Origin of the sequence: Bradyrhizobium sp. 4 (genome assembly GCF_023100905.1) — a bacterium.
In the GTDB taxonomy this organism is placed as follows: Bacteria; Pseudomonadota; Alphaproteobacteria; order Rhizobiales; family Xanthobacteraceae; genus Bradyrhizobium.
Genome location: NZ_CP064686.1, coordinates 7,391,217 through 7,410,749, shown reverse-complemented (window position 1 = coordinate 7,410,749; position 19,533 = coordinate 7,391,217). Strand labels below are relative to the sequence as shown.

General features: G+C 64.9%; 18 protein-coding genes. 4 read left to right on the top strand and 14 right to left on the bottom strand.

The genetic code is table 11. The features are described from left to right. Positions 1-9 precede the first annotated feature (9 nt). From IVB45_RS35550 to IVB45_RS35540, 3 genes are read right to left on the bottom strand one after another with little or no spacing between them, the layout of a single operon-like run. On the bottom strand, positions 10-1,092 hold the full coding sequence (locus IVB45_RS35550) for a lipocalin-like domain-containing protein (protein ID WP_247357561.1): 1,083 nt from the start codon (positions 1,090-1,092) through the stop codon (positions 10-12). Continuing rightward, positions 1,082-3,544: an FtsX-like permease family protein gene (locus tag IVB45_RS35545; protein WP_247357562.1), complete on the bottom strand. Its 2,463-nt coding sequence runs from the start codon at positions 3,542-3,544 to the stop codon at positions 1,082-1,084. Before IVB45_RS35545 ends, IVB45_RS35550 begins: the two co-directional genes overlap by 11 nt. After that, positions 3,541-4,194, bottom strand: coding sequence for an ABC transporter ATP-binding protein (locus tag IVB45_RS35540; protein WP_007598028.1), 654 nt, complete (start codon positions 4,192-4,194; stop codon positions 3,541-3,543). Before IVB45_RS35540 ends, IVB45_RS35545 begins: the two co-directional genes overlap by 4 nt. Positions 4,195-4,339: 145 nt before the next feature. On the opposite strand from IVB45_RS35540, the gene IVB45_RS35535 reads away from it, so the two are divergent. Further along, entirely contained in the window at positions 4,340-5,686 is a 1,347-nt protein-coding gene (locus tag IVB45_RS35535) for an MFS transporter (protein WP_247285260.1), read from the top strand. A gap of 76 nt (positions 5,687-5,762) precedes the next feature. Here the strand turns inward: IVB45_RS35535 and IVB45_RS35530 are convergent, their stop codons facing one another. The 10 genes from IVB45_RS35530 to soxX all read right to left on the bottom strand — a co-directional run bounded on the left by IVB45_RS35530 (position 5,763) and on the right by soxX (position 13,476). Further along, entirely contained in the window at positions 5,763-6,971 is a 1,209-nt protein-coding gene (locus IVB45_RS35530) for an MFS transporter (protein WP_247285261.1), read from the bottom strand. 297 nt (positions 6,972-7,268) lie between these two features. Further along, positions 7,269-7,442, bottom strand: a complete 174-nt coding sequence (locus tag IVB45_RS35525) for a hypothetical protein (RefSeq protein WP_197031101.1) — start codon at positions 7,440-7,442, stop codon at positions 7,269-7,271. An 86-nt stretch (positions 7,443-7,528) separates the two neighbouring features. Next, on the bottom strand, positions 7,529-8,566 hold the full coding sequence (locus tag IVB45_RS35520; RefSeq protein WP_247285262.1) for an MBL fold metallo-hydrolase: 1,038 nt from the start codon (positions 8,564-8,566) through the stop codon (positions 7,529-7,531). A 272-nt stretch (positions 8,567-8,838) separates the two neighbouring features. Next, positions 8,839-9,297 carry a hypothetical protein gene (locus tag IVB45_RS35515; protein WP_247357563.1) on the bottom strand — a complete coding sequence of 153 codons (459 nt, stop codon included), beginning with the start codon at positions 9,295-9,297 and terminating at the stop codon, positions 8,839-8,841. Further along, positions 9,294-11,045, bottom strand: a complete 1,752-nt coding sequence (gene soxB, locus IVB45_RS35510; protein WP_027565960.1) for a thiosulfohydrolase SoxB — start codon at positions 11,043-11,045, stop codon at positions 9,294-9,296. Before soxB ends, IVB45_RS35515 begins: the two co-directional genes overlap by 4 nt. Positions 11,046-11,100: 55 nt before the next feature. Beyond that, complete coding sequence (locus tag IVB45_RS35505) at positions 11,101-11,406, bottom strand: hypothetical protein (RefSeq protein WP_027565959.1); 306 nt, start codon at positions 11,404-11,406, stop codon at positions 11,101-11,103. Continuing rightward, entirely contained in the window at positions 11,403-12,266 is an 864-nt protein-coding gene (soxA, locus tag IVB45_RS35500; protein ID WP_247357564.1) for a sulfur oxidation c-type cytochrome SoxA, read from the bottom strand. The genes IVB45_RS35505 and soxA overlap by 4 nt, the downstream gene beginning before the upstream one ends. After that, on the bottom strand, positions 12,266-12,577 hold the full coding sequence (gene soxZ, locus IVB45_RS35495; protein WP_204513134.1) for a thiosulfate oxidation carrier complex protein SoxZ: 312 nt from the start codon (positions 12,575-12,577) through the stop codon (positions 12,266-12,268). The genes soxA and soxZ overlap by 1 nt, the downstream gene beginning before the upstream one ends. 15 nt (positions 12,578-12,592) lie before the next feature. Next, the gene (gene soxY / locus IVB45_RS35490) at positions 12,593-13,084 is read right to left on the bottom strand and encodes a thiosulfate oxidation carrier protein SoxY (protein WP_027565956.1); all 492 of its coding nucleotides are present in this window, start codon (positions 13,082-13,084) and stop codon (positions 12,593-12,595) included. A 38-nt stretch (positions 13,085-13,122) separates the two neighbouring features. Next, complete coding sequence (gene soxX, locus IVB45_RS35485) at positions 13,123-13,476, bottom strand: sulfur oxidation c-type cytochrome SoxX (protein WP_247357565.1); 354 nt, start codon at positions 13,474-13,476, stop codon at positions 13,123-13,125. A gap of 259 nt (positions 13,477-13,735) precedes the next feature. On the opposite strand from soxX, the gene IVB45_RS35480 reads away from it, so the two are divergent. Next, complete coding sequence (locus IVB45_RS35480) at positions 13,736-14,407, top strand: DUF938 domain-containing protein (protein WP_247357566.1); 672 nt, start codon at positions 13,736-13,738, stop codon at positions 14,405-14,407. Between the two features lie 114 nt (positions 14,408-14,521). On the opposite strand, the gene IVB45_RS35475 is transcribed toward IVB45_RS35480, so the two are convergent. After that, positions 14,522-16,591: a prolyl oligopeptidase family serine peptidase gene (locus IVB45_RS35475; protein ID WP_247357567.1), complete on the bottom strand. Its 2,070-nt coding sequence runs from the start codon at positions 16,589-16,591 to the stop codon at positions 14,522-14,524. A gap of 218 nt (positions 16,592-16,809) precedes the next feature. Here IVB45_RS35475 and IVB45_RS35470 point away from each other — a divergent pair, with 218 nt between their 5' ends. Both IVB45_RS35470 and IVB45_RS35465 read left to right on the top strand, forming a co-directional pair. Continuing rightward, positions 16,810-18,057 (top strand): MFS transporter, encoded by a 1,248-nt coding sequence (locus tag IVB45_RS35470; protein ID WP_247357568.1) that lies wholly within the window; start codon positions 16,810-16,812, stop codon positions 18,055-18,057. Positions 18,058-18,198: 141 nt separating this feature from the next. Further along, the gene (locus IVB45_RS35465; protein ID WP_247357569.1) at positions 18,199-19,437 is read left to right on the top strand and encodes an MFS transporter; all 1,239 of its coding nucleotides are present in this window, start codon (positions 18,199-18,201) and stop codon (positions 19,435-19,437) included. Positions 19,438-19,533: the final 96 nt, after the last annotated feature.

Genomic DNA, 19,533 nt, shown 5'->3' with positions numbered 1-19,533 from the left:
CGCGCTTCTTCAATACCCGGTCAGCTCGAGATAGCCAACGCCGTCATGCGTGCCGGCAAAGCTGATCGGCCCCTCCCAATAGGAAAAACCGGTCCCCATCCACGCCTTTGGATTGAGCGGCTTGCACTGGATCGAGAACGACCGCGAGGGGATCGCGATCTGCCATTCCACCGGCAGCTTGTGTCCCGCGATCTCGGCGGTCGCCTTCGGAGTCATCTGGATGTCGTCGCCCGCAATCATGTGCGTGTCGCCGGCGGCGGAGATCAAGTTGCCGAACGGATGATTTTGGCCGTCCTTCTGCCGCAGCCGGTACAGCATCAGCTTGTCGCCGGACGCCAGATGCAGCGACAGCCAGTCCCAGCCGGTCTGGTCGGTGTCGAGCGGCTGGCTGCTCCATTCGCGGTCCATCCAGGCCTGGCCGGAAACATCGACCGGCCTGTCGTCGATGGTGAGCGTGCCGCGGGCGCGATAGAACGGCTGGCTGTAATAGTAGGAGGCCTGTCCGCGCTCCGACTTGCGGCTGTAGCCGCGATCGCCTTGCAGCACCACCGGACGATCGGCCTCCAACGTTAGCGCATAACTGAAGTCGGCGCCCGCGGCCGTCAGCGTCAGCGGCGCCAAAGTGCGATCTTCGGTGCGCTCGGATCCGTTCATCGCCCAATCGTCGATCCAGGCCGAGAACGGTTTCACGGTGACGCCGGCCTGCCCCACACCGCCGCGGGAAAACAGCTCATTGAAGCGGTGGGTGTCGGCGCGCGTCACCGCCGCATGCGCCATCCACACCTGCTGATTGGCCCAGCCTTCGCTCTGCGGCCCCGGCTGCGTCGCCTGGCGAAACAGCGTCCATTGCAGGCCGCACGCCGCGCCGCTGGCATCAATGAGATTCGCCGTGAGATACCACCACTCGATGCGAAACTCAGGATGCGGCCCGTGATCGCCCGGAAAGGCGAACGTCTTTCCCGGCGTGACCTTGGCAAAGCCGTCGGCCGTCGCGCCGAGCCCGGCATAGCCTTGCGCGCCTGCGCGGCGGACTGCCGCGAGCGCGGCGATGCCGCCGGCGAAGGTGCGCCGCGATATCCCGTTAGCGCTCATTGGCAAACACCTTGACGAGGCTCGCCGGCTGCATCCGGGCCAGTCGGATCATCGGCAGCAGGGCGGCAAGCAACGAGGCGAACAGCGCGACTGCGACCAGCTCGACCAGTTGCAGCGGAAACACATGGAACGGCAGCCGCCAGCCAAAGGCCTTCACGTTGACGATCGCGATCAGGCACCACGCCACCAGCAGGCCGAGCGGCACGGCCAGGAGCGACGTGAACAGCGCGACCGACAGCGTCTTGGTCAGCTCGATCGCGGCAAGGCGTGGCCGCGTGATGCCGATCGCCCAGAGCGGTGCGAGTTGCGGCAGGCGCGAGTTCGCCAGTGTGAGAAGGCTGGTCAGAAGCGCGATCCCGGCGACGCCGAGCGTGAACGCGTTCAGCGCCGACGTCACCGCAAAGGTGCGGTTGAAGATCCGGATCGATTCCGCCTTGACCGTCGCCTGGTCGGCGACGCTGCGCTCGTCGAGCGCAAACTGCTTCTGCAACGCCGTGATCAGGCCGGGGATATTCTCCTTCGCGACGATGAGACCGATGCGTGTCTGCGGCGTCTGCGGAAATTGCCGGATCAGCGCCGCGACATTCACCGCAAGCTGGCCCTTGGGGTTGCCGTAGTCGGCATAGATGCCGACGATGTCGAGCTCCCAGGTGCCGCCCGGCGCCGGGACGTCAACGACGTCGCCGACGCGGACGTTGAGGCGGCGGCTCAGCTGCTCGCTGATGAACGCGGCATTACCGGGCACGAGCCGGGTCCAGGCACGGGGCGCGGCTTCCAGCAGCGGCCAGCGCTCGCGATACAGCGCATGATCGGGCAGGCCGAGCAGCTCGACCGGCTGGCCCTGCACCTGCGCCTCGGCGCGTCCGCCCGACAGGATCGCCTGGACGTCGCTGCGCTCCTTCAGCCAGTTGCGGATCGCGACGCCTTTGGCGTTGTCGGAGGCGCTGATGTAGACGTCGGCTGCGAGCCGCCCGTTGAGCCAGCCGATGAAGGTGCGGCTGAACGTTTCCACCATGGTGGACACCCCGACATTGACGGCGAGCGCGAGCAGCAGCGCCATCAGCGCCAGCGACAAACCCGAGAGCTGCTGCCGGCTGTCCGCCCAGAACCACAGCGCGAGCGGCCTCCGCGCGAAACGCTGCCCGGTTTGCAGGATGATGTCGAGGAAGGCCGGCAGGATCAACGCGGCGCCGAGCATCAGCGCTGCCAGCACGCCAAAGCCCGCGATCAGCGATTGTCCGTACTGGAGCAGCAACAGCGCGAGCGCGAACACGGCGCCGGCAGCTACGCTTTGCAGAATCAGCCAACGGCGCTGCCTCTGTTGCCAGGCGCGCGGCTGCGCGGTCGCCAGCACCGGCATCCTGACAGCCTTGATCAGGCTGGTCGCCGCGGCAACAAGCGCACCGGCAATGCTGATGCCGATCCCGGCGAGCCACCATTCGGGACGCAAGCTGAGCTGCCCCGGGATCTGCGCGCCATAGAGTCCACGCAGGGATGCTGCGACGTCGGGCAAGAGCGCGGCCGCAATGAAATAGCCGCAGGCAAGCCCGATCAGGCCTGCGATCAGCGACAGCGCCACGAGCTCGACAACCAGCACGGTGTTGACCAGTCGCGCCGAGGCACCGCAGGCCCGCAGCGTACGCAGCATCGGCAGCCGCTGCTCGAAGGCCAGGCCGACGGCTGAATTGACGATGAAAAGACCGACGAAGAACGACAGCAGGCCGAACGCAGTGAGGTTGAGATGAAAGCTGTCGGTGAGGCGCTCCAGCTCAGTCTCCGCATCCGGCTCAACCCGCTGCAAGCGGTCGCCGACGACGCTCGCTAAGGGCGCGGGCTTGCCCTTGGGCTTGCCGATCAAAAGCCGCGAGGTCTGGTCCGGCTTGTTCAGCAGCCGCTGCGCCACGCCGATATCGACCACGAGCACGTCGGGCACGAGCTGCGGCAGCGCCCGCAGCGGCGGCAGTTTTGCGCCGTTGCTGATCGCTGGTGCCGCGCCCTCCTGCTCCTGCAAATCGCTCAGCGTTTCCTTCGCCACCAGCGTCTGGCCCGGCGGCGCGACGAAGCTGCTTAGATCGGCGGCGCCGAGCCGAGGTGCATTGCCGACATCGACCGGCAGCGTCACCGGCTCGATGCCGAGCAGCCGGACCGAACGCCCGTTGACCTGGACCCGTCCTTCCAGCATCGGCGAGACCGGCCAGCCGGCGCGGCGGAGCTTGACGAACAATTCCTGCGGAAAGGTCGCGGCATCAGGCGCGACCAGCATCGGCGTGCGCGCGCCGCCGAAGGTTGCCGCGGCGCGGTCATAGGCGTTGCGGGCCTGCTGGTTGATCGCCTGCACGCCGCTCCACAGCGCAGTCGCCGCTATCAGCCCGATCAGGAGCGTCGCGAACTGCATCTTGTGGCGCCGCCAATGGCTGAGCAGCACGGCGAGGACCCAGAGCGCGCGCCTCATGCGATCCGCCCGGCATGCAGATTGACGTGGCGATCGAGTGTCGCGGCCAGATGCAGGCTGTGCGTCACCATCAGAAAGCCGCAGCCGGTGCGCGTGACGAGGTCGCGCGTCAGGGCCAGCACGTCCTCGGCGGTGGCCTCGTCGAGATTGCCGGTCGGCTCGTCCGCCAACAGCAACGACGGCTTTGTCGCCAGCGCCCGGCCAATCGCGACCCGTTGCTGCTGTCCGCCCGATAATTGTTCTGGATAACGCTTGAGCAGGCCGCCAAGCCCGAGACGTTCGATCAGCTCTTTATACCAAGCTGCGTCGTACCGGCCGGCGATCCGCGCCTGAAACACCAGATTGTCTCCGACCGACAGACTCGGGATCAAATTGTACTGTTGAAACACCAGGCCGATCCGGTCCCGCCGCAGGCCGGCGCGTCCCGCATCGGACAATTTGGTGACCTCGGTATCTTCCAGTCGGATCGTGCCGCTATCGGCAGCATCGAGCCCTGCAATCAGGTGCAACAGCGTGCTCTTGCCGCTGCCGGACTCGCCGGTCAGCGCGACGCGTTCGCCGGCCTTGAGGTCGAGATCGACGCCGCGCAGCACATGGACCGGCTCACCGGCCGAAGAGAACGTCTTGGAGAGGTTTCGGATGCTCAGCACGATGAATGGCGCCGGACGGAATTAGCGGAATTGCTGCGTAGCACACTTGCTGCGGAAATGCCGGGTTGCGTTGGTCTTGAAGCCGTTGTTAGCTCCTAAGAGGACCAAATCAAAAAAGTGCCAAAAAGGGACGACGGGGAGAACGATGAGCGCTCAGGCAACGCAGCCCGCGGCGGGCAAGATGACGGGGATGTCCAAGGAAACGTCGAAGGAAACGCCAAAGGGTGCCTGGACAGTTACATTTCTCCTGTTTCTTTTCATGCTGGTGAACTTCGCAGACAAGATCGTCGTCGGTCTCGCGGGCGTTCCGATCATGACCGAGCTGAAGCTCGAGCCCGAGCAGTTCGGTCTGCTCGGCTCGTCGTTCTTCTTCCTGTTCTCGATCTCGGCGATCGTGGTCGGCTTCATCGTCAACAAGGTACCGACCCGCTGGGTGCTGTTGACGCTCGCGGTGATCTGGGCGCTGACGCAGTTTCCGATGGTCGGCACCGTCTCTTTCACCACGCTCGTGATCTGCCGCATCGTGCTCGGCGCCGGCGAAGGCCCGGCGGCCTCGGTGGCGATGCACGCAGTCTACAAATGGTTCCCCGACGAGAAGCGCACGATGCCGACCGCAATCCTATCGCAGGGTTCGGCCTTTGGCGTGATCCTGGCGGTCCCGGCGCTGAACTGGATCATCGTCAATCATTCCTGGCACTATGCGTTCGGTGCGCTTGGAATCGTCGGTCTGATCTGGGTCGCCGCCTGGCTCGCACTCGGCAAGGAAGGCCCGCTGGACACCCACGCATCGGCCGTGATCGAACCGAAAATACCCTATCTCCAGCTCCTGACATCGCGCACCTTCATCGGCTGCGTGACCGCAACCTTCGGCGCCTATTGGGCGCTGTCGCTCGGGCTCACCTGGTTCACGCCCTTCATCGTCAAGGGCCTCGGCTTCTCGCAGTCTCAGGCGGGCTTCGTCTCGATCCTGCCTTGGGTGTTCGGTGCGACCATCGTCATTCTCACGGGCTGGATCTCGCAGGTGATGCTGGCACGCGGCTACACGTCGCGGATCTCCCGCGGCGTGCTCGGCTCGGTGCCGCTGATCGTCGGCGGCCTGATCCTCGCGATGATGCCGCACGTCCAAGGCGCCGGCCTTCAGATCGCCCTGCTCGTGGTCGGCTCGGGCCTGTGCGGCGCGATCTACGTCGTCTGCCCGCCCATGCTCGGCGAGTTCACGCCGACGTCGCAGCGCGGCGCGGTTCTCGCGATCTATGGCGCGCTCTATACGCTTTCGGGCATCATCGCGCCGCTGGTGATGGGCAGCGTGATCCAGCGTGCCGGCAGCATGCTCGACGGCTACATGACCGGCTTCACCATCAACGCCGCGATCATGGTCGGCTCCGGCCTGCTCGGGCTGCTCCTGCTCTGGCCCAACACGGAAAAGGCCAGGCTGACCGGTGGAGCTACGCCGCAGGCCGCGCCGCTGAAGAGCGCGGTGTCGCCGACGTAAGGGGCGGGCTCCGCCAAACCCAATTACAATCGTCGTTCTGGCCTGGCGCGCAATTGCGCTCCAGGCCGGGACACGATTAGGTTTGCGGCCGCCGCTTCCGCTCCGTGAACGGCGACAGCACCACCGTCGCGAGCATGAAGATCACGGACGCCCCGAACACCCAATGCGGCGCGCTCTGGTCCATGATCCAGCCGAACAGCAGCGGGCTGACGATGCCGCCGAGATTGAAGCCGGTGGAGACGATGCCGAAGGCGCGGCCGGCCGCGCCGGGAGGTGCTGCATTGCGCACCAGCATGTCGCGCGAGGGCGCGATCACGCCGGAGAGGAATCCCGCGGTCGCCATCGTGGCGATCAGCGCCCAGCCCGGCAGCGTGACCAGCGCGATCAGCAGCACGATCGCCGCGTTCGCAGCAAAGCAGGCGGCGGCGACATAGCCGTGGCGCTCGGTGTGGTCGGCAAGGAAGCCGCCCGCGAGCACGCCGGCGGCGCTTGCACCAAGGAAGGCGGTGAGCGCGACATTGGCCGCGGAATAGGTGACGCCATAGCCACTCATCAGCGCTACCACGCCGAAATTGTTGATGCCGGCGACCGACAGGCTGAGCAGCATGAACAGCGCCGTCAGCGTGATCAGCGCCGGCGTGATCACGGCTTGTTTAGGTGCGTTCTCGGTGCCCGGCTTGGTCTTGTGCGCGCCGGCATCGGGAATGTTCATCGTCACCAGCAACAGCGCGACCAGAACGCCGATCGCGCCCGATGCGATCAGCGCACCGGCGCCGCCGGACACGATGACCATCGCGGCGACGATCGCGGGCGCCACCGCGCCGCCGAAATAGCCGGCAAAAGTATGGATCGAGAAGGCGCGGCCCATCCGCGCTTCATCCATGTGCTCTGCAAGGATGGCGTAATCGGCGGGATGGTAGACGCTGTTGGCGAGCCCGAGCAGCACGGCGCAGGCGATCAGCGAGGTGTAGCTGAGATGCAGGCCGAGCAGGATCAGCGCGAAGCCGCCGAGGGTGAGACCGCCCAGCAGGATCCGTCGCGCGCCAAAGTGGTCGACGAGATAACCGGTCGGCGCCTGCGTCAGCCCCGACACCACGGCCGACACGGTGAGCGCAAAGCCGAGCTCGACATAGCCGACGCCGAGTTGATTCTTGAGGAACGGAAACAGCATCGGCAGGACCAGCAGATGGAAATGGCTGACCCAATGCGCGATCGAGATTCCCGTCAGCGTGCGTAGCGCGCTGTCCGCCTTGCCTTGCTGCGGTGCGGCGAGAACGTCGACCATTGCAGTTCCGTTTTATGTCCTTTGGAGACGCGCAAACTATCGGGCAGAGCGGTTATTTGTCCATGAACGCAGGCGCATGGCTGGTAGTGGGGGCGGGGCGAGAGGGGGTCATGAGAATGGCGAGGACGGTGGCTCCACATTGTCGTCCTGGCGAAAGCCAGGACCCATTACCCCAGGGGGCAGTTTGGCGGAGGATCATCGTCCGGGACTGCGATCCGTCATAATCGAGAGATCACGCGGTATGGGTCCTGGCTTTCGCCAGGACGACAGTTGAGAGCGTGGCAAGAGCCGAGCCCCTCAAAACGGCTCGTCATCCGGCCCGTAGCGGTCGCGCTTCGGGGTCGCCATGTCGCCGTCCTCGTAATCATCGTCGTCGGTGTCGAGCGGAGGCGGAGGCTTCTTCGCCTTGTCTTTTGCTGGCGTGTCGTCCGCAATTTTCGGCGGCGCGCTCGGCTTGCCGATCTTGGCCATGGCTGGTCCCGGATGGTGATGCTGCATCCGTCTAGCCTGAATATATGGGCAGCTGCTGATTTATCTCAAGAACGGCGGCAAGACGGTCAGTGCACCACCGGCCCGCCGGCCTTCTTCCAGGCATCGATGCCGCCGGCGATGTGGGCGGTGTTAGTGAGCCCGGCCTCCTTGGCGGCGGCGACCGCCATCGCAGAGCGTTCGCCGAAGGCGCAGAAGAACACGACGCGGCGGCCGGTGGCGGCCGCGACCTCGCGCAGCATGCCGCCGGGCTTGAGGCTGTCCTCAACGGACGGATAGGGCGTATGCAGCGCGCCTTCAAGCATGCCGTGCTTCATCCGCTCGTTGGTCTCGCGCAAATCGACCAGCAGGATATCGGGACGGCCGAGGCTGCGGATCGCCTCGACGGCGCGGAGCGCGCGGCCCTCTTTCTCCAGCTCCTCCTGGTGCAGGCCGACATGCATGTTGGCGGGCACCGCGACGTCCATCATCTTCGGATTGGGCAGCTTCAGATTGGCCATCAGCTCGATATAGTCGTCGACCGAGCGCACCTGGAGCCGCGGATTGTAGCGCTTCTCCTCGCCGATGGTGGAGACGGTGTCGCCCTTGTAGTCATGCGCCGGGAACACCATGGTCTCGTCCGGCAGCTTGAGCAGGCGGTTGAAGATCGAGTCGTATTGCGCGCGCGACGAGCCGTTCTGGAAATCGGTGCGGCCGGTGCCGCGGATCAGCAGCGTGTCGCCGGTGAAGACGCGGTCGCCCATCAAATAGGAATAGGAATCGTCGGTGTGGCCGGGCGTGTACATCACGTCGAGCGACAGGCCCTCGATCGTCACCTTGTCGCCGTCGGCGACCCGCATCGCCACCACGTCGGCCTTGGTCTGGTCGCCCATCACGGTCATGCAATGGGTGCGGTCGCGCAGCTCGCCGAGGCCGGTGACGTGGTCGGCGTGCAGATGGGTGTCGACGGCCTTAACCAGCTTGAGGTCGAGCTCGCGCAGCAGCTGGCAGTAGCGGTCGACCTTCTCCAGTACGGGATCGAGGATCAGCGCCTCGCCGCCGGGGCGGCTCGCCAGGAGATAGCTGTAGGTGCCCGAAACACTGTCGAAGAGCTGGCGGAAGATCATGGCAAGGCCCGGCGTGAATTACCCGGAGATTCTACTACATTTCGGGCCCACAAGAGAAGCAATTCACTGTGTAAGCAAGAAAATTTGGAAGATTTTTATTCCTGTGAGGGGCGAGTGGGTGTCACCTGGCCACCGCTGTCATTCCCCGCGAAGGCGGGGAATCCAGTACGCCGCGCCCCTTCCGTACCCCTCGCCGTCTCGGAGTACTGGATCGCCCGCCTTCGCGGGCGATGACACCGGCTGTGCCGCGACGCCTTGCCCCGACAAAAGGCTCAGGGCCTCACCAATGTGTACCCGTTCTCGCTGAGAAACAGGATCTGCCCGACCCCGACCTGCACCGGCGTGGCGGCGGGGATGAACTCCGGCCGCTTGCCGGTCTCCCGCTCGATCGTGTCGACGGTGTTGAGGCAGATGTCGAAGCGTACGCCTTGCGCGATCAGGCTTTCGACCTGCTTGCGGCGCTCGCTGCCTGACAACAGGAGATCGATGCCGGGACCGAACGCCACCACCTCGATTGCGACCTTGTCGGGGTCGTAGGCCTTCAGCAAATTGTTGGCGACGCTGAGCACCAGAGCCTGCTTCCTGGAATCGCCATCGGAGAGCTGCAGCACGATCTTGTGCTCGGCGAAGGGCTTGTCCTGGAGCGGCACCTGCTGCGCAAAAGCGTGCGGCATCGCCGCCCAGGCGAACAGCACCAGCAGCATCGCGGATAGGGTTTGCGACCGCATCATCCCTGTCCTGCAATGCCCGGATTACCCTCGACGCCCTTTAGCGTGACGCCGGAGCCGAGCCGCTCCTGAAACATCCGGCCCGAGCGCAGATATTTTGCCACCACATCCCACACCGGCGCGCCTTGCTGGCTGTTGACCGAGGCCCAGCCCGCGACCTTGTAACGGTGGCTGGCACTGAGCGCCTTGCCGCCATTGAGCTTCAGCTCCGAGATGCGGCCGCCGATCGGCGCTGTCGGCATGCAGGTGTAGCTGAGCCCGCCGGCGCGCACCATGTCGCCGCCCTGCTGGTAATAGGGATCGGTGTTGAAGAGATTGTCGCAGACGTCTTCCAGCACGTCCTTGATCTGGGCTCCGGTCATCTCCTGCACATAGGTCTCGGGATAGCTGATCGCGGTTTCCGCGAGCAAATCCTCCATCGTCAGCGCCTGGCCGGAGAGCCCGGTGACGCCCCAGCGGAAGCCCGGCGACAGCGCGATCTCGGCGTTGAGCTCGGTGCGCAGCGCGCTGCAGATCAGCTCGTCGACTGGGCCGGCGAAATTGTCGCGGCGATACAGCAGGCGATCGGGCGTCGCGATCTTCTCCAACCAGTCGGTGACGAAGGGCGCCCGCAACCGGCCGATCAGTTCCGCCATTGCGGGATCGGGCTTCAACAGCTCGGAATAGACCGGCAGCAGATGATATTTGACGTCGCCGACCTTGCCCTTGTCGAGCGCGAGATCGAGCACGGCAAGGAATTTTCCGTTGGAGCCGGCATTGGTGACGAGCGTCGTCCCGCTCGCATTTTTCACTGCGATTGGCTGCGGGATCGCATCATGGGTATGGCCGCCGAGGATGACGTCGATGCCGGTGACGCGGCTTGCGAGCTTGAGGTCGACGTCCATGCCGTTGTGCGACAGCAGGATGACCGCATCGACCTTGTCGGCGCCGCGCAAGCCGTCGACATGCTTCTGGAGTTCCTCCTCGCGGATGCCGAAGGTCCAGTCCGGCGTGAACCGTTTGGGATGCGCGATCGGCACGTAAGGGAAGGCCTGGCCGACGATCGCGACGCGATGGCCGCCGAGCTCCTTGATCACGGAGGGCTTGAACACGCGCCCCGTCGCCTTGTCGAAGGCGGCGGCGTCGTTGAATGCCGCTTCCTCGGTCAGGAAAACGTTCTGCGCCAGAAACTCGCCCTTGAAGCGCGCGAGATTGTCGCGCAGCGCCTGCTCGCCGTAGGTGAATTCCCAATGCCCGGTCATCGCCTCGATACCGAGCAGGTTTGCGGCCTCGACCATGTCGCGGCCCTGCATGATGTTGGCGAGTCCCGAGCCCTGCCAGAGGTCGCCGCCGTCAACGAGCACGGAGTGTTTTTCGCCGACATCGCCGCGCAAGCGGTCGATCAGCGTCTTCAGATGGGCGAAGCCGCCGAGCTTGCCGAAGCGGCCTGCGGACTTCTCGAACTCGAAGCAGCTGAAGGCATAGGCGTCCGCGCTGTCGGGCCTGATGGCGAAACGGTCGAGGAAGGCGCGCCCGACCAGATGCGGCGGCCGTCCGGCCATCTCGCCGATCCCGATATTGACGCTGGGCTCGCGAAAATAGACCGGATTGAGTTGCGCATGCGTGTCGGTGAGGTGAAGGATGCGCGCATTGCCGAACCGTTCGAGGTCGTAAATGCTCGCGGCCTCAGCACCGCGCGCAAGCCGTGGCAGGCTGAGCGATGCGGCAGCAAGGCCTGCATTCTTCAGGAAATCGCGGCGGCGGATCGCCATCCAGAAATTCTCCGCGCCCTCTCATGGCCGCAAGGCTGTTGCACAAGCGAACAGTCTAGCGGATTTCCATCGCCTTCCAGGCTTCTTTTTCGGAAATCGCCTGGAAGATCGACGCCTTCGCCAGCGCCTCGGCCTCCCTGGCTGCAGCCACGGCGCGGTCGAAATCGCCGCCATCGGCCGCCTTCTTCGCGGCGGCCAGCGCCGAGACGGTCACGGTCCATTGGTGGCGCAAGCCGGCAGCCTCCTTCGCGGCAGCTTCGGCGGCGGAATAGGCGGTCTTGTAGTCTGCCTCATTTGCCGCGTGGGCCGCCGGCGCGAGGCTCAGGGCAAGCAGCATGGCGAGAGCAAGTGACCGCTTCATGGCCGCGCTCCCGGTCCCGATATCGGCAGGCCGTTGGCGACGTAGGACAGGAAATATTCGACGTCGCGATATTCATCCGCCTGCGGCTCCAGCGGAACCGCGCGGGTCTGGCTGTTGCAGGTGACGAAGCGGCGGCTGGTCGTTCCCATGCCGCTCCATTCGGAGCGGTAGATCGGCATCGCGTTCAGAATGCCGAGCGCCGGCGCCAGGATCTCGGCGCGGATGCGCTCGCCCGGGCTCTGCACATGGCAGCTCGCGCAGGAGAAGTTCAACTGGCCGCGGCGGGTGTAGAAATAGCGCTTGCCGTTCTCGAATGCCGCGAGCGCGCGAGGATCGTCGGGGATCGTGATGTCCATCGGCTTGCCACGCGAGGTGAAGGCCATGTAGGCGGTGAGCGAGGCCATCTCGTCCTTGACGTAGGAATAGGGCGCCTCGCCATTGGCCTCGCGGCAGCGGTTGAGCGCCAGCTCCAGCGTGACGACCTTGCCTTCCTTCTCGTCGAAATAAGGATAGTTCTGGCGGATGCCGATGCCGCCGTTCGGAAAACAGTCGGCATAAGTCTTGCCGTTCTTGAACGGGGTGGCGAACATCTCCTTGCCGGCGTCGAGCGCGAACTCGTAGGGCGGGAATTCCTCCTTCTCCTGCCACTGCCGCTTCATGTCCTCGTTCATGGAATAAGGACCGTTGACGAAGTCCTCGTGCTTCACGGTCGGGAACTTCTGGAAGAAGAAGTTCTGGAACGCCTTGGCATCGGCGCCGGGATCGACCTTGTCGGCCGCCACCACGCGCGGAGAGGTGAGGGCCAACGCGACGAGCGCGGCGCTCAACGAACCAAGCAGGATGGAGGTGCGGGCCTTCATCACGAGATCTTCGCGGTGGTCGTGTCCGACGCACCCTTGTTATCGGTCCAGGAGACCTTGAGATCGTCGCCCTTCTTGGCCCCCTTGAAGCTGAACTTGACGTAGGGGTCCTTCGAGACCGCGGTGCCCCAATCGGCAACGAAGACGTCCTTGCCGTTACATTCGAATTTCAGCTGCTGGATGTAATGCGCCGGGATCAGCTCGCCCTTGGCGTCCTTGACGAAGCCGGTATCCATCGGGTGCTGGATCAGCGCCTGCACCTCGGTGATGTCGCCGTTGGCGGTGGCGCGAACGCGAATGCTGGATGCCATCTCGATCTTCCTCGCTTAGCCGCCGCAGCCGCCGACGGTGACCTTGACCTCTTTGGTCGCGCTGTAGAGTTTGCCGTCGGCCTCCACGATCGCGACCACGTTGGTGGTCTTGGCCATCTTCAGCCGGTTGGCGACAGCAGGGATCGTGCCTTCGGGAATCCTGTAGGACGCGGCCAGCGCGCTGGGATTTTCGGCCACGAAGAACGAGATCGAGCTGACCTTGTCGAGCGTCGTCGTCACCGAGATCGGCACCACGCCGCCGTTCTCGGCGATCTCAGGGGCGTCCAGCTTGACCTTGTCGGACGGCTCGGCGGTTTTGCCGTAGAGCGCCTTGATGGCGTCCGCCTCGCTCTTCTGCCTGAAGGCCTCTTCCGGATATTTGTCGTTGGCCGCGGCGCGCGCAGGCGCGGCGCCGAACGGCAGATTGCCGAGGCCGAGCAACGCGACCGAGGCTGCGCCCTGAAGGATCAGGCGCCGCGTCGCGCTTGGGCCGGTGAGTATGGTCATCTCGGGTCTCCCAACCAAATCTCGTGGCGTGCCTGAAGTCACAGGGTCTGCAGGAAATCAACGATCGCGCTGATCTCCTGCTCGGTCAAAATCCGGTTCCGGCCGAACGGCGGCATCATGGTCTGCGGATTGCGTTTGGTCTCGTCGAAGATGATCGCGGCCAGCTCGTTGCGATCGGGGTACTTGGCCTTGAGGTCCTTCAGTTCCGGCCCGATCGTTCCCGGCAGGTCGCCACCCCTGATGACATGGCAGGTCAGGCAATTGCCCTTGCCGCGGTCGAAAGCGAGTTTCTGGCCGTCGGCCACAACGGACTGCGCCCACGCCGGGCTGGCGAGGCGGGCGGCAATGACCAGCAAGATGAACAGAACGGGCGTCCGGGAGAAGGCGGTCAAGGCGTCATTCCAAAGCGTTATATCGATGGTCTCGATCGCGAAATAGAAGCGTTCCAAAGCACAAAGGGCACCGCCTGACAATCCAGACTATGCACGCGACAAAATGAAGTTAATATCTTCCCCATTGCAACTAATGAGATTATTTGTTCAGCCGATTTGGACCGAGAGTTAAGGGTCGTGGCGCGGGCCGGCTGTTTCCTGAGCGTTTGGGCGCTCATCGTGTTTTCAACGCGTTCTCGTTTTTTCAAGGGGACCTCACTTGGCTGAATATGTCGTCGAATTCGGCAGGGATGGCGGTCGGGTCGAGTCCGACGGGCGGCTCGACGCGCCGGCATTTCATCGCAATCACGAGCCGCTCTGGGCGGCACTCGAAAAGCATCTCACCGGCTGCACCGGCAACGTGGTCGAGCTCGGCAGCGGAACCGGCCAGCACGTGGTCCACTTCGCCCGGCACACGCCCGGCCTGATCTGGTGGCCCAGCGATCTCAACCAGCGCCACCTCAAGAGCATCGAGGCGTGGCGCGTTCATTCAGGCCTGAAGAACATCCGCTCGCCGCTGCGGATCGATCTCACCGATCCGGACTGGTGCCCGGAGATGAAAAGCGGGCAGGCGCCGTCAAGTCTTGCCGCATTGTTCTGCGCCAATGTCATCCACATCGCGCCATGGAGCGTCGCCGAGGGCCTGTTCGCCGGCGCCGGCCGCTATTTGCGGGCCGACGGCAAGCTGTTCCTCTACGGCCCCTTCAAGCGCGACGGCAAGCACATCGCGCTCAGCAATGCCGTGTTCGACACGTCGTTGCGTGAAGGCAATCCCGACTGGGGCGTGCGTGATATCGCCGACGTCGAGGCGCTCGCCCGCGGCGCAGGTCTTCGCCTCGTCGATACGATCGACATGCCCGCGAATAATCTGACCTTGGTATTCGCGCGATAGAAGGTCGTCATGCCGGGCTTGTCCCGGGCATCCACGTTCTTCGTGCACCAGCCAAGGCGTGGATGGCCGGGTCAAGCTCGACCATGACGATCCGAAGACGTCAGCGCCGCAACGCTAGCCCTCGCCATCCCTCCAGCCGATCTTGTCCTTCAAGAACCGAAAGCCAATCACCTCGAACCCGGCGCGCTCCTTGTTGTCCTTGCCGTAGCCGTGGCCACCCGCTTCAGGCTCGTAGAACCAGGCCTCGTAGCCCATGGCCTGGAGCTTTGCGGCCATCTTGCGCGCATGCCCGGGATGGACACGGTCGTCGCGCCGCGTGGTGGCGATCAGGATCGGCGGATAGGGTTGGCCGGCTTTGACGTTGTGATAGGCGGAGTAGGTCTTCAGCCAGTCCCACTCCTCCGGCTTGTCGGGATCGCCGTATTCCGCGATCCAGCTCGCGCCGGCGAGCAGCTTCGTGTAGCGGCGCATGTCGATCAGCGGGATGGTGCAGAACAGCGCGCCGAAACGTTCGGGGTAGCGCACCAGCATGTTGGTGATGAGGATGCCGCCGTTCGATCCACCCTGCGCAGCGATGCGCTTTGCTTTGGTCACGCCGCGGCGGACGAGATCGGCGGCAACGGCTGCGAAATCGTCGTGCGACAGTTTCTTGCCGGCGAGCCGGCCGGCATCGTGCCAGCGCGTGCCGAATTCGCCGCCGCCGCGCAAATTCGCCTGCACCGTCGTGCCGCCGCGCTCCAGCCACAGCTTGCCGAGCGATGCGTTGTAATACGGCTTCACCGAATGGGCGAAGCCGCCATAGGCGCTCATATAGACCGGTGCATCGCCGGTCTCGCCGCTGGGGCCGGTCTGCACATAAGGGATGCGCTCGCCGTCGATCGAGATCGCCTCGTGCTGGGTCACCACGAGGCCGTCGGCGTTGAATGTTTTCGGCGCCTGCTTCAGCACGGTCGGGCTCGCGACGCCGCGCTCCATCAGCAGCAGCGACGGCGGCGTCAGCGGATCCTGCACATTGGCAAGCAGGTCGCCATTGCTCTCGGAGGGATGGCGATCCAGCGGCCAGATGTCGACCACGCCGATCTGCGGCAGGCCGCCGAGTGACGCGCGGCTCCAGCTCGTGGCGGACGGCGTGCAGATCTCGAATTGCGGCTGGAGCTCGTCGAGGATCGACAGCACCAGCCTGCCTCCGGTCCAGAACAGACCTTGCAGGGCGCGGCGAGATTCCGGCTCGAACAGGACTGCGAAATCGCGGCTGCCGGCGAGGAAGGCCGAGAGCGACATGCCGAGCACGGTGTCGGCGGCATAGGTTTTCCCCTCGATCGACCAGGCTTCGCGCAGCTTCATCGCGAACCAGTCGCCATGCGCCTGCAACCAGATGCCGGTCGGCAGATCGAGCTTTGTCGTCGTGCCGTCCGCGCCGCGCAGCCAGAGCGCATGATTGAAGAAGTCGATCTGGTCGACGATCCAGCTGCGCGGCGCCGCCGCGGTGTCGTCGACGATGCCGGAGATCGCCATATGATCGGCCGTGGTCTCGATGATTACCTGCGCCTGATCGATAGGCTGGCCGCGTCGCCACAGCCGAACCGTCCGGGAATATCCCGAGCTCGTCGCCATGCCTTCGCCATAGGCGCTCGACAGCAGCAGCGTGTCGGCATCGAGCCAATCGGCGCCGCCCTTGGCTTCCGACAGCGCAAATCCGTCCGCGACGAAACTCTTGGTGTCGAGGTCGAATTCCCGCAAGGTCACGGCGTCGCTGCCACCGCGCGACAGGCCCAAAATGGCGCGCGCGCTTCCCTTCTGTGTGGTGATTCCGCTCAGCAGCCAGTCCTCGCCTTCGCTTGCCGCGAGCTGGTCGACATCCAGCATGATCTCCCACGTGGGATGCGGTTTGCGAAACTCCGCGAGCGAAGTCTTCCGCCACAGGCCGCGCGGGTTGGTGGCGTCCTTCCAGAGGTTGTGCAGTTCGTCGCCGCGCCGGCTGACATAGGGAATGTTGTCGGGACGATCGTAGATCGCCGCGAGGATGTCACGGTCGCGCGCGAAGGCCGCTCCGCCGAACGCCTCGAGCGTCAGGCTGTTCTGCCGCGTGACGAAATCGAGCGCCTGCTTGCCTTCGATCTCCTCCAGCCAGAGCCAGGGATCGTCGTCGGGAGTGCTGAGCGTAGGCCTGTCGTCGACGGACATGAACGAAACTCCGGAAGGTCGCGGCGGATAGGATTTGATCGAGCGCAAACCGTCAAGTGCGCGGCCCATTATCATCGGCCCGATTGCGTCAGAGACATGGCCTGCGCCCGTTTGCGCCGGTTGCCCGGCCTCCCGCGCCCCGCCATAGTGCCGGGAATCAAGCGAGCCCTTGAAAGCCTTTAAAAGCCCCTCGAAAGCCCGTTGGGGCGGAAATGCCGATGCTGGATGTGACTGCAGCCAATGAGATCGCCGCCGACACCCGCGTGCGCGCCAATGTGGTGCGCCTGGCCGCCGCGCAGGCGCTGACCGGCGCCAACTCGGCGGTGATCTTCGCCACCGGCGCGATCGTCGGCGCGACGCTCGCGCCCGACGTCTCGTTCGCGACCGTGCCGATCTCGATGTATGTGCTCGGCCTCGCCGCCGGCACGCTGCCGACCGGCGCGATCTCGCGCCGCTTCGGCCGCCGAATGGCTTTCATCGTCGGCACAGGTCTGGGCGCGCTGACCGGTCTGCTCGGCTCGTTCGCGATCCTGCACGCTTCGTTTCCGTTGTTCTGTCTGGCGACTTTTCTCGGCGGCCTCTACGGCGCGGTGGCGCAGTCCTATCGCTTCGCTGCGGCCGACGGCGCCAGCGCTGCCTATCGGCCCAAGGCGGTGTCCTGGGTGATGGCGGGCGGCGTGTTCGCCGGCGTGCTCGGTCCGCAGCTCGTGCAATGGACCATGGATGTCTGGCAGCCTTATCTGTTTGCCTTCAGCTTCCTGGTCCAGGCTGCCGTCGCGCTCATCGCGATGGGCATCGTCGCCGGGGTCGACATGCCGAAGCCGGCACCGGCCGATCTTCACGGCGGGCGGCCGCTGCTCGAGATCGTGACCCAGCCGCGCTTCATCGCGGCGGCGCTATGCGGCGTCATCTCCTACCCCATGATGAATCTGGTGATGACCTCGGCGCCGCTCGCCATGAAGCTGTGCGGCTTGAGCGTTTCCGATTCAAATTTCGGCATTCAATGGCACATCGTCGCCATGTACGGGCCGAGCTTCTTCACGGGCGCGCTGATTGCCCGCTTCGGCGCGCGCAAGGTCGTTGCCGCCGGCCTGCTGCTGGAGGCTGGCGCAGCCTGCATCGGCCTGTCCGGCATCACCGCGATGCATTTCTGGGCCACGCTGGTCGTGCTCGGTGTGGGGTGGAATTTTTCCTTCATCGGCGCCTCCGCGCTGGTGCTGGAGACGCATCGGCCGCAGGAGCGCAACAAGGTGCAGGCCTTCAACGATTTCCTGGTGTTCGGGATGATGGCGATCGGCTCGTTCTCGTCCGGCCAATTGCTCGCCAGTTACGGCTGGTCCGCGGTGAACATGGTGGTGTTCCCGCCGGTGCTGCTCGGGCTCGCCGTGCTGTCGCTGGCATCCTTTGCCCGCCGCCGCAGGGCGCGGCTGGACGCGGCGATGGGCGAGTTCCCGGATGCGATCTGAATTGGCGGGAGGCTGTCAGCAGCGTTGATAGTTCGATCCAGGTCGAAGTGATTTCCGGGGCTTGGGTTGTTACATGATGCTCGTCATGAACAGGCGAGCGTGAAGCACGGCGCTCGCGGGGGAAACGAAGGACAAGCGCAAATGCTCGACAATCCCCGGCACGACGCATCCATCGACGAATCCTCCCTCCGCTACGAAGGTTGGCGCATCGTTGCGGTCTGCTTCCTGCTCGCGACCTTCGGCTGGGGGCTCGGCTTCTACGGCCAGAGCGTCTATGTCGCCGAGCTCCAGCGCGCGCACGGCTGGTCGGCCTCGCTGATCTCGTCCGGCACGACGTTCTTCTATCTGTTCGGCGCGCTGCTCGTCGTCTTCGTCGGCGAAGCCGTCAACAAATACGGCCCGCGCCTTGGCCTGATCGCGGGGACGCTGGCGATGTCGGCCGCGGCAGTCGCGATCGGCGCGGTGCGCGAGCCGTGGCAACTTTATCTCGCGAACGCCGTGCTCGCCTTCGGCTGGGCCGGCACCAGCCTCGCCATGATCACCAACACGATCAGCCTGTGGTTCGACCACAAGCGCGGCATGGCGATCAGCCTCGCGCTGAATGGCGCAAGCTTCGGCGGCATCGTCGGCGTGCCGCTGCTGGTGACCTTGATCGGCCACATCGGCTTCGCCAGCGCGATGTTTACCGTCGCCGGCGCCATGCTGGCGCTGCTCCTGCCGGTGATCCTGATTGTCGTCGGCCGCCCGCCCGATCTCCATGGCCGGCGCGCAGCGACGAGAGCGAAGCCGCAATCGTCGGCGCAGATCCGCAGCCAGGCCTTGCGCGACGTCGGCTTCCTCACCGTAACCATTGCCTTTGCCTTGGTGCTGTTCGCGCAGGTCGGCTTCATCGTCCACCTGATCTCGTTCCTCGACCCCGTGATCGGGCGCGAGCGCGCGGCCGTCGCGGTTGCGGTGCTGACCGCGATGGCGGTGATCGGCCGGGTGCTGTTCTCGCTGGTGATCGACCGCCTCAACCAGCGGCTCGCCTCGGCGCTGTCGTTCCTGAGCCAGGCCGTGGCGCTTCTCGTCGTCATCAATTTGCACAATGATTACGTGCTGATCGCGGCCTGCGCATTGTTCGGCTTCTCGGTCGGCAATCTCATCACGCTGCCGTCGCTGATCGTGCAGCAGGAATTCGATTCCGCCTCGTTCGGCGTGCTGATCAGCCTCAACACTGCGATCAACCAGGTGACGTATGCGTTCGGCCCCGGCGTGGTCGGCCTTCTGCGCGATTTTTCCGGTGGCTATGAGCTGCCGTTCTATCTGTGTATTGCGCTGGAGCTGGCTGCGGCGGCGTTGATCATGGTGCGGGGGAAGCCGCATGTGAAGACTGCGTAGAGGCGCGGCGTCGCTTCAACATCCTCCGTCATTGCGAGCGCAGCGAAGCAATCCAGACTGCTACTGCGGAAAGATTCTGGATTGCTTCGTCGCTTC

Coding starts and splice junctions, on each gene's coding strand:
- IVB45_RS35550 (WP_247357561.1), bottom strand. CDS start 1,092: ATGAGCGCTAACGGGATATCGCGGCGCACCTTCGCCGGCGGCATCGCC.
- IVB45_RS35545 (WP_247357562.1), bottom strand. CDS start 3,544: ATGAGGCGCGCGCTCTGGGTCCTCGCCGTGCTGCTCAGCCATTGGCGG.
- IVB45_RS35535 (WP_247285260.1), top strand. CDS start 4,340: ATGAGCGCTCAGGCAACGCAGCCCGCGGCGGGCAAGATGACGGGGATG.
- IVB45_RS35530 (WP_247285261.1), bottom strand. CDS start 6,971: ATGGTCGACGTTCTCGCCGCACCGCAGCAAGGCAAGGCGGACAGCGCG.
- IVB45_RS35525 (WP_197031101.1), bottom strand. CDS start 7,442: ATGGCCAAGATCGGCAAGCCGAGCGCGCCGCCGAAAATTGCGGACGAC.
- IVB45_RS35520 (WP_247285262.1), bottom strand. CDS start 8,566: ATGATCTTCCGCCAGCTCTTCGACAGTGTTTCGGGCACCTACAGCTAT.
- IVB45_RS35515 (WP_247357563.1), bottom strand. CDS start 9,297: ATGATGCGGTCGCAAACCCTATCCGCGATGCTGCTGGTGCTGTTCGCC.
- soxB (WP_027565960.1), bottom strand. CDS start 11,045: ATGGCGATCCGCCGCCGCGATTTCCTGAAGAATGCAGGCCTTGCTGCC.
- IVB45_RS35505 (WP_027565959.1), bottom strand. CDS start 11,406: ATGAAGCGGTCACTTGCTCTCGCCATGCTGCTTGCCCTGAGCCTCGCG.
- soxA (WP_247357564.1), bottom strand. CDS start 12,266: ATGAAGGCCCGCACCTCCATCCTGCTTGGTTCGTTGAGCGCCGCGCTC.
- soxZ (WP_204513134.1), bottom strand. CDS start 12,577: ATGGCATCCAGCATTCGCGTTCGCGCCACCGCCAACGGCGACATCACC.
- soxY (WP_027565956.1), bottom strand. CDS start 13,084: ATGACCATACTCACCGGCCCAAGCGCGACGCGGCGCCTGATCCTTCAG.
- IVB45_RS35475 (WP_247357567.1), bottom strand. CDS start 16,591: ATGTCCGTCGACGACAGGCCTACGCTCAGCACTCCCGACGACGATCCC.
- IVB45_RS35470 (WP_247357568.1), top strand. CDS start 16,810: ATGCTGGATGTGACTGCAGCCAATGAGATCGCCGCCGACACCCGCGTG.
- IVB45_RS35465 (WP_247357569.1), top strand. CDS start 18,199: ATGCTCGACAATCCCCGGCACGACGCATCCATCGACGAATCCTCCCTC.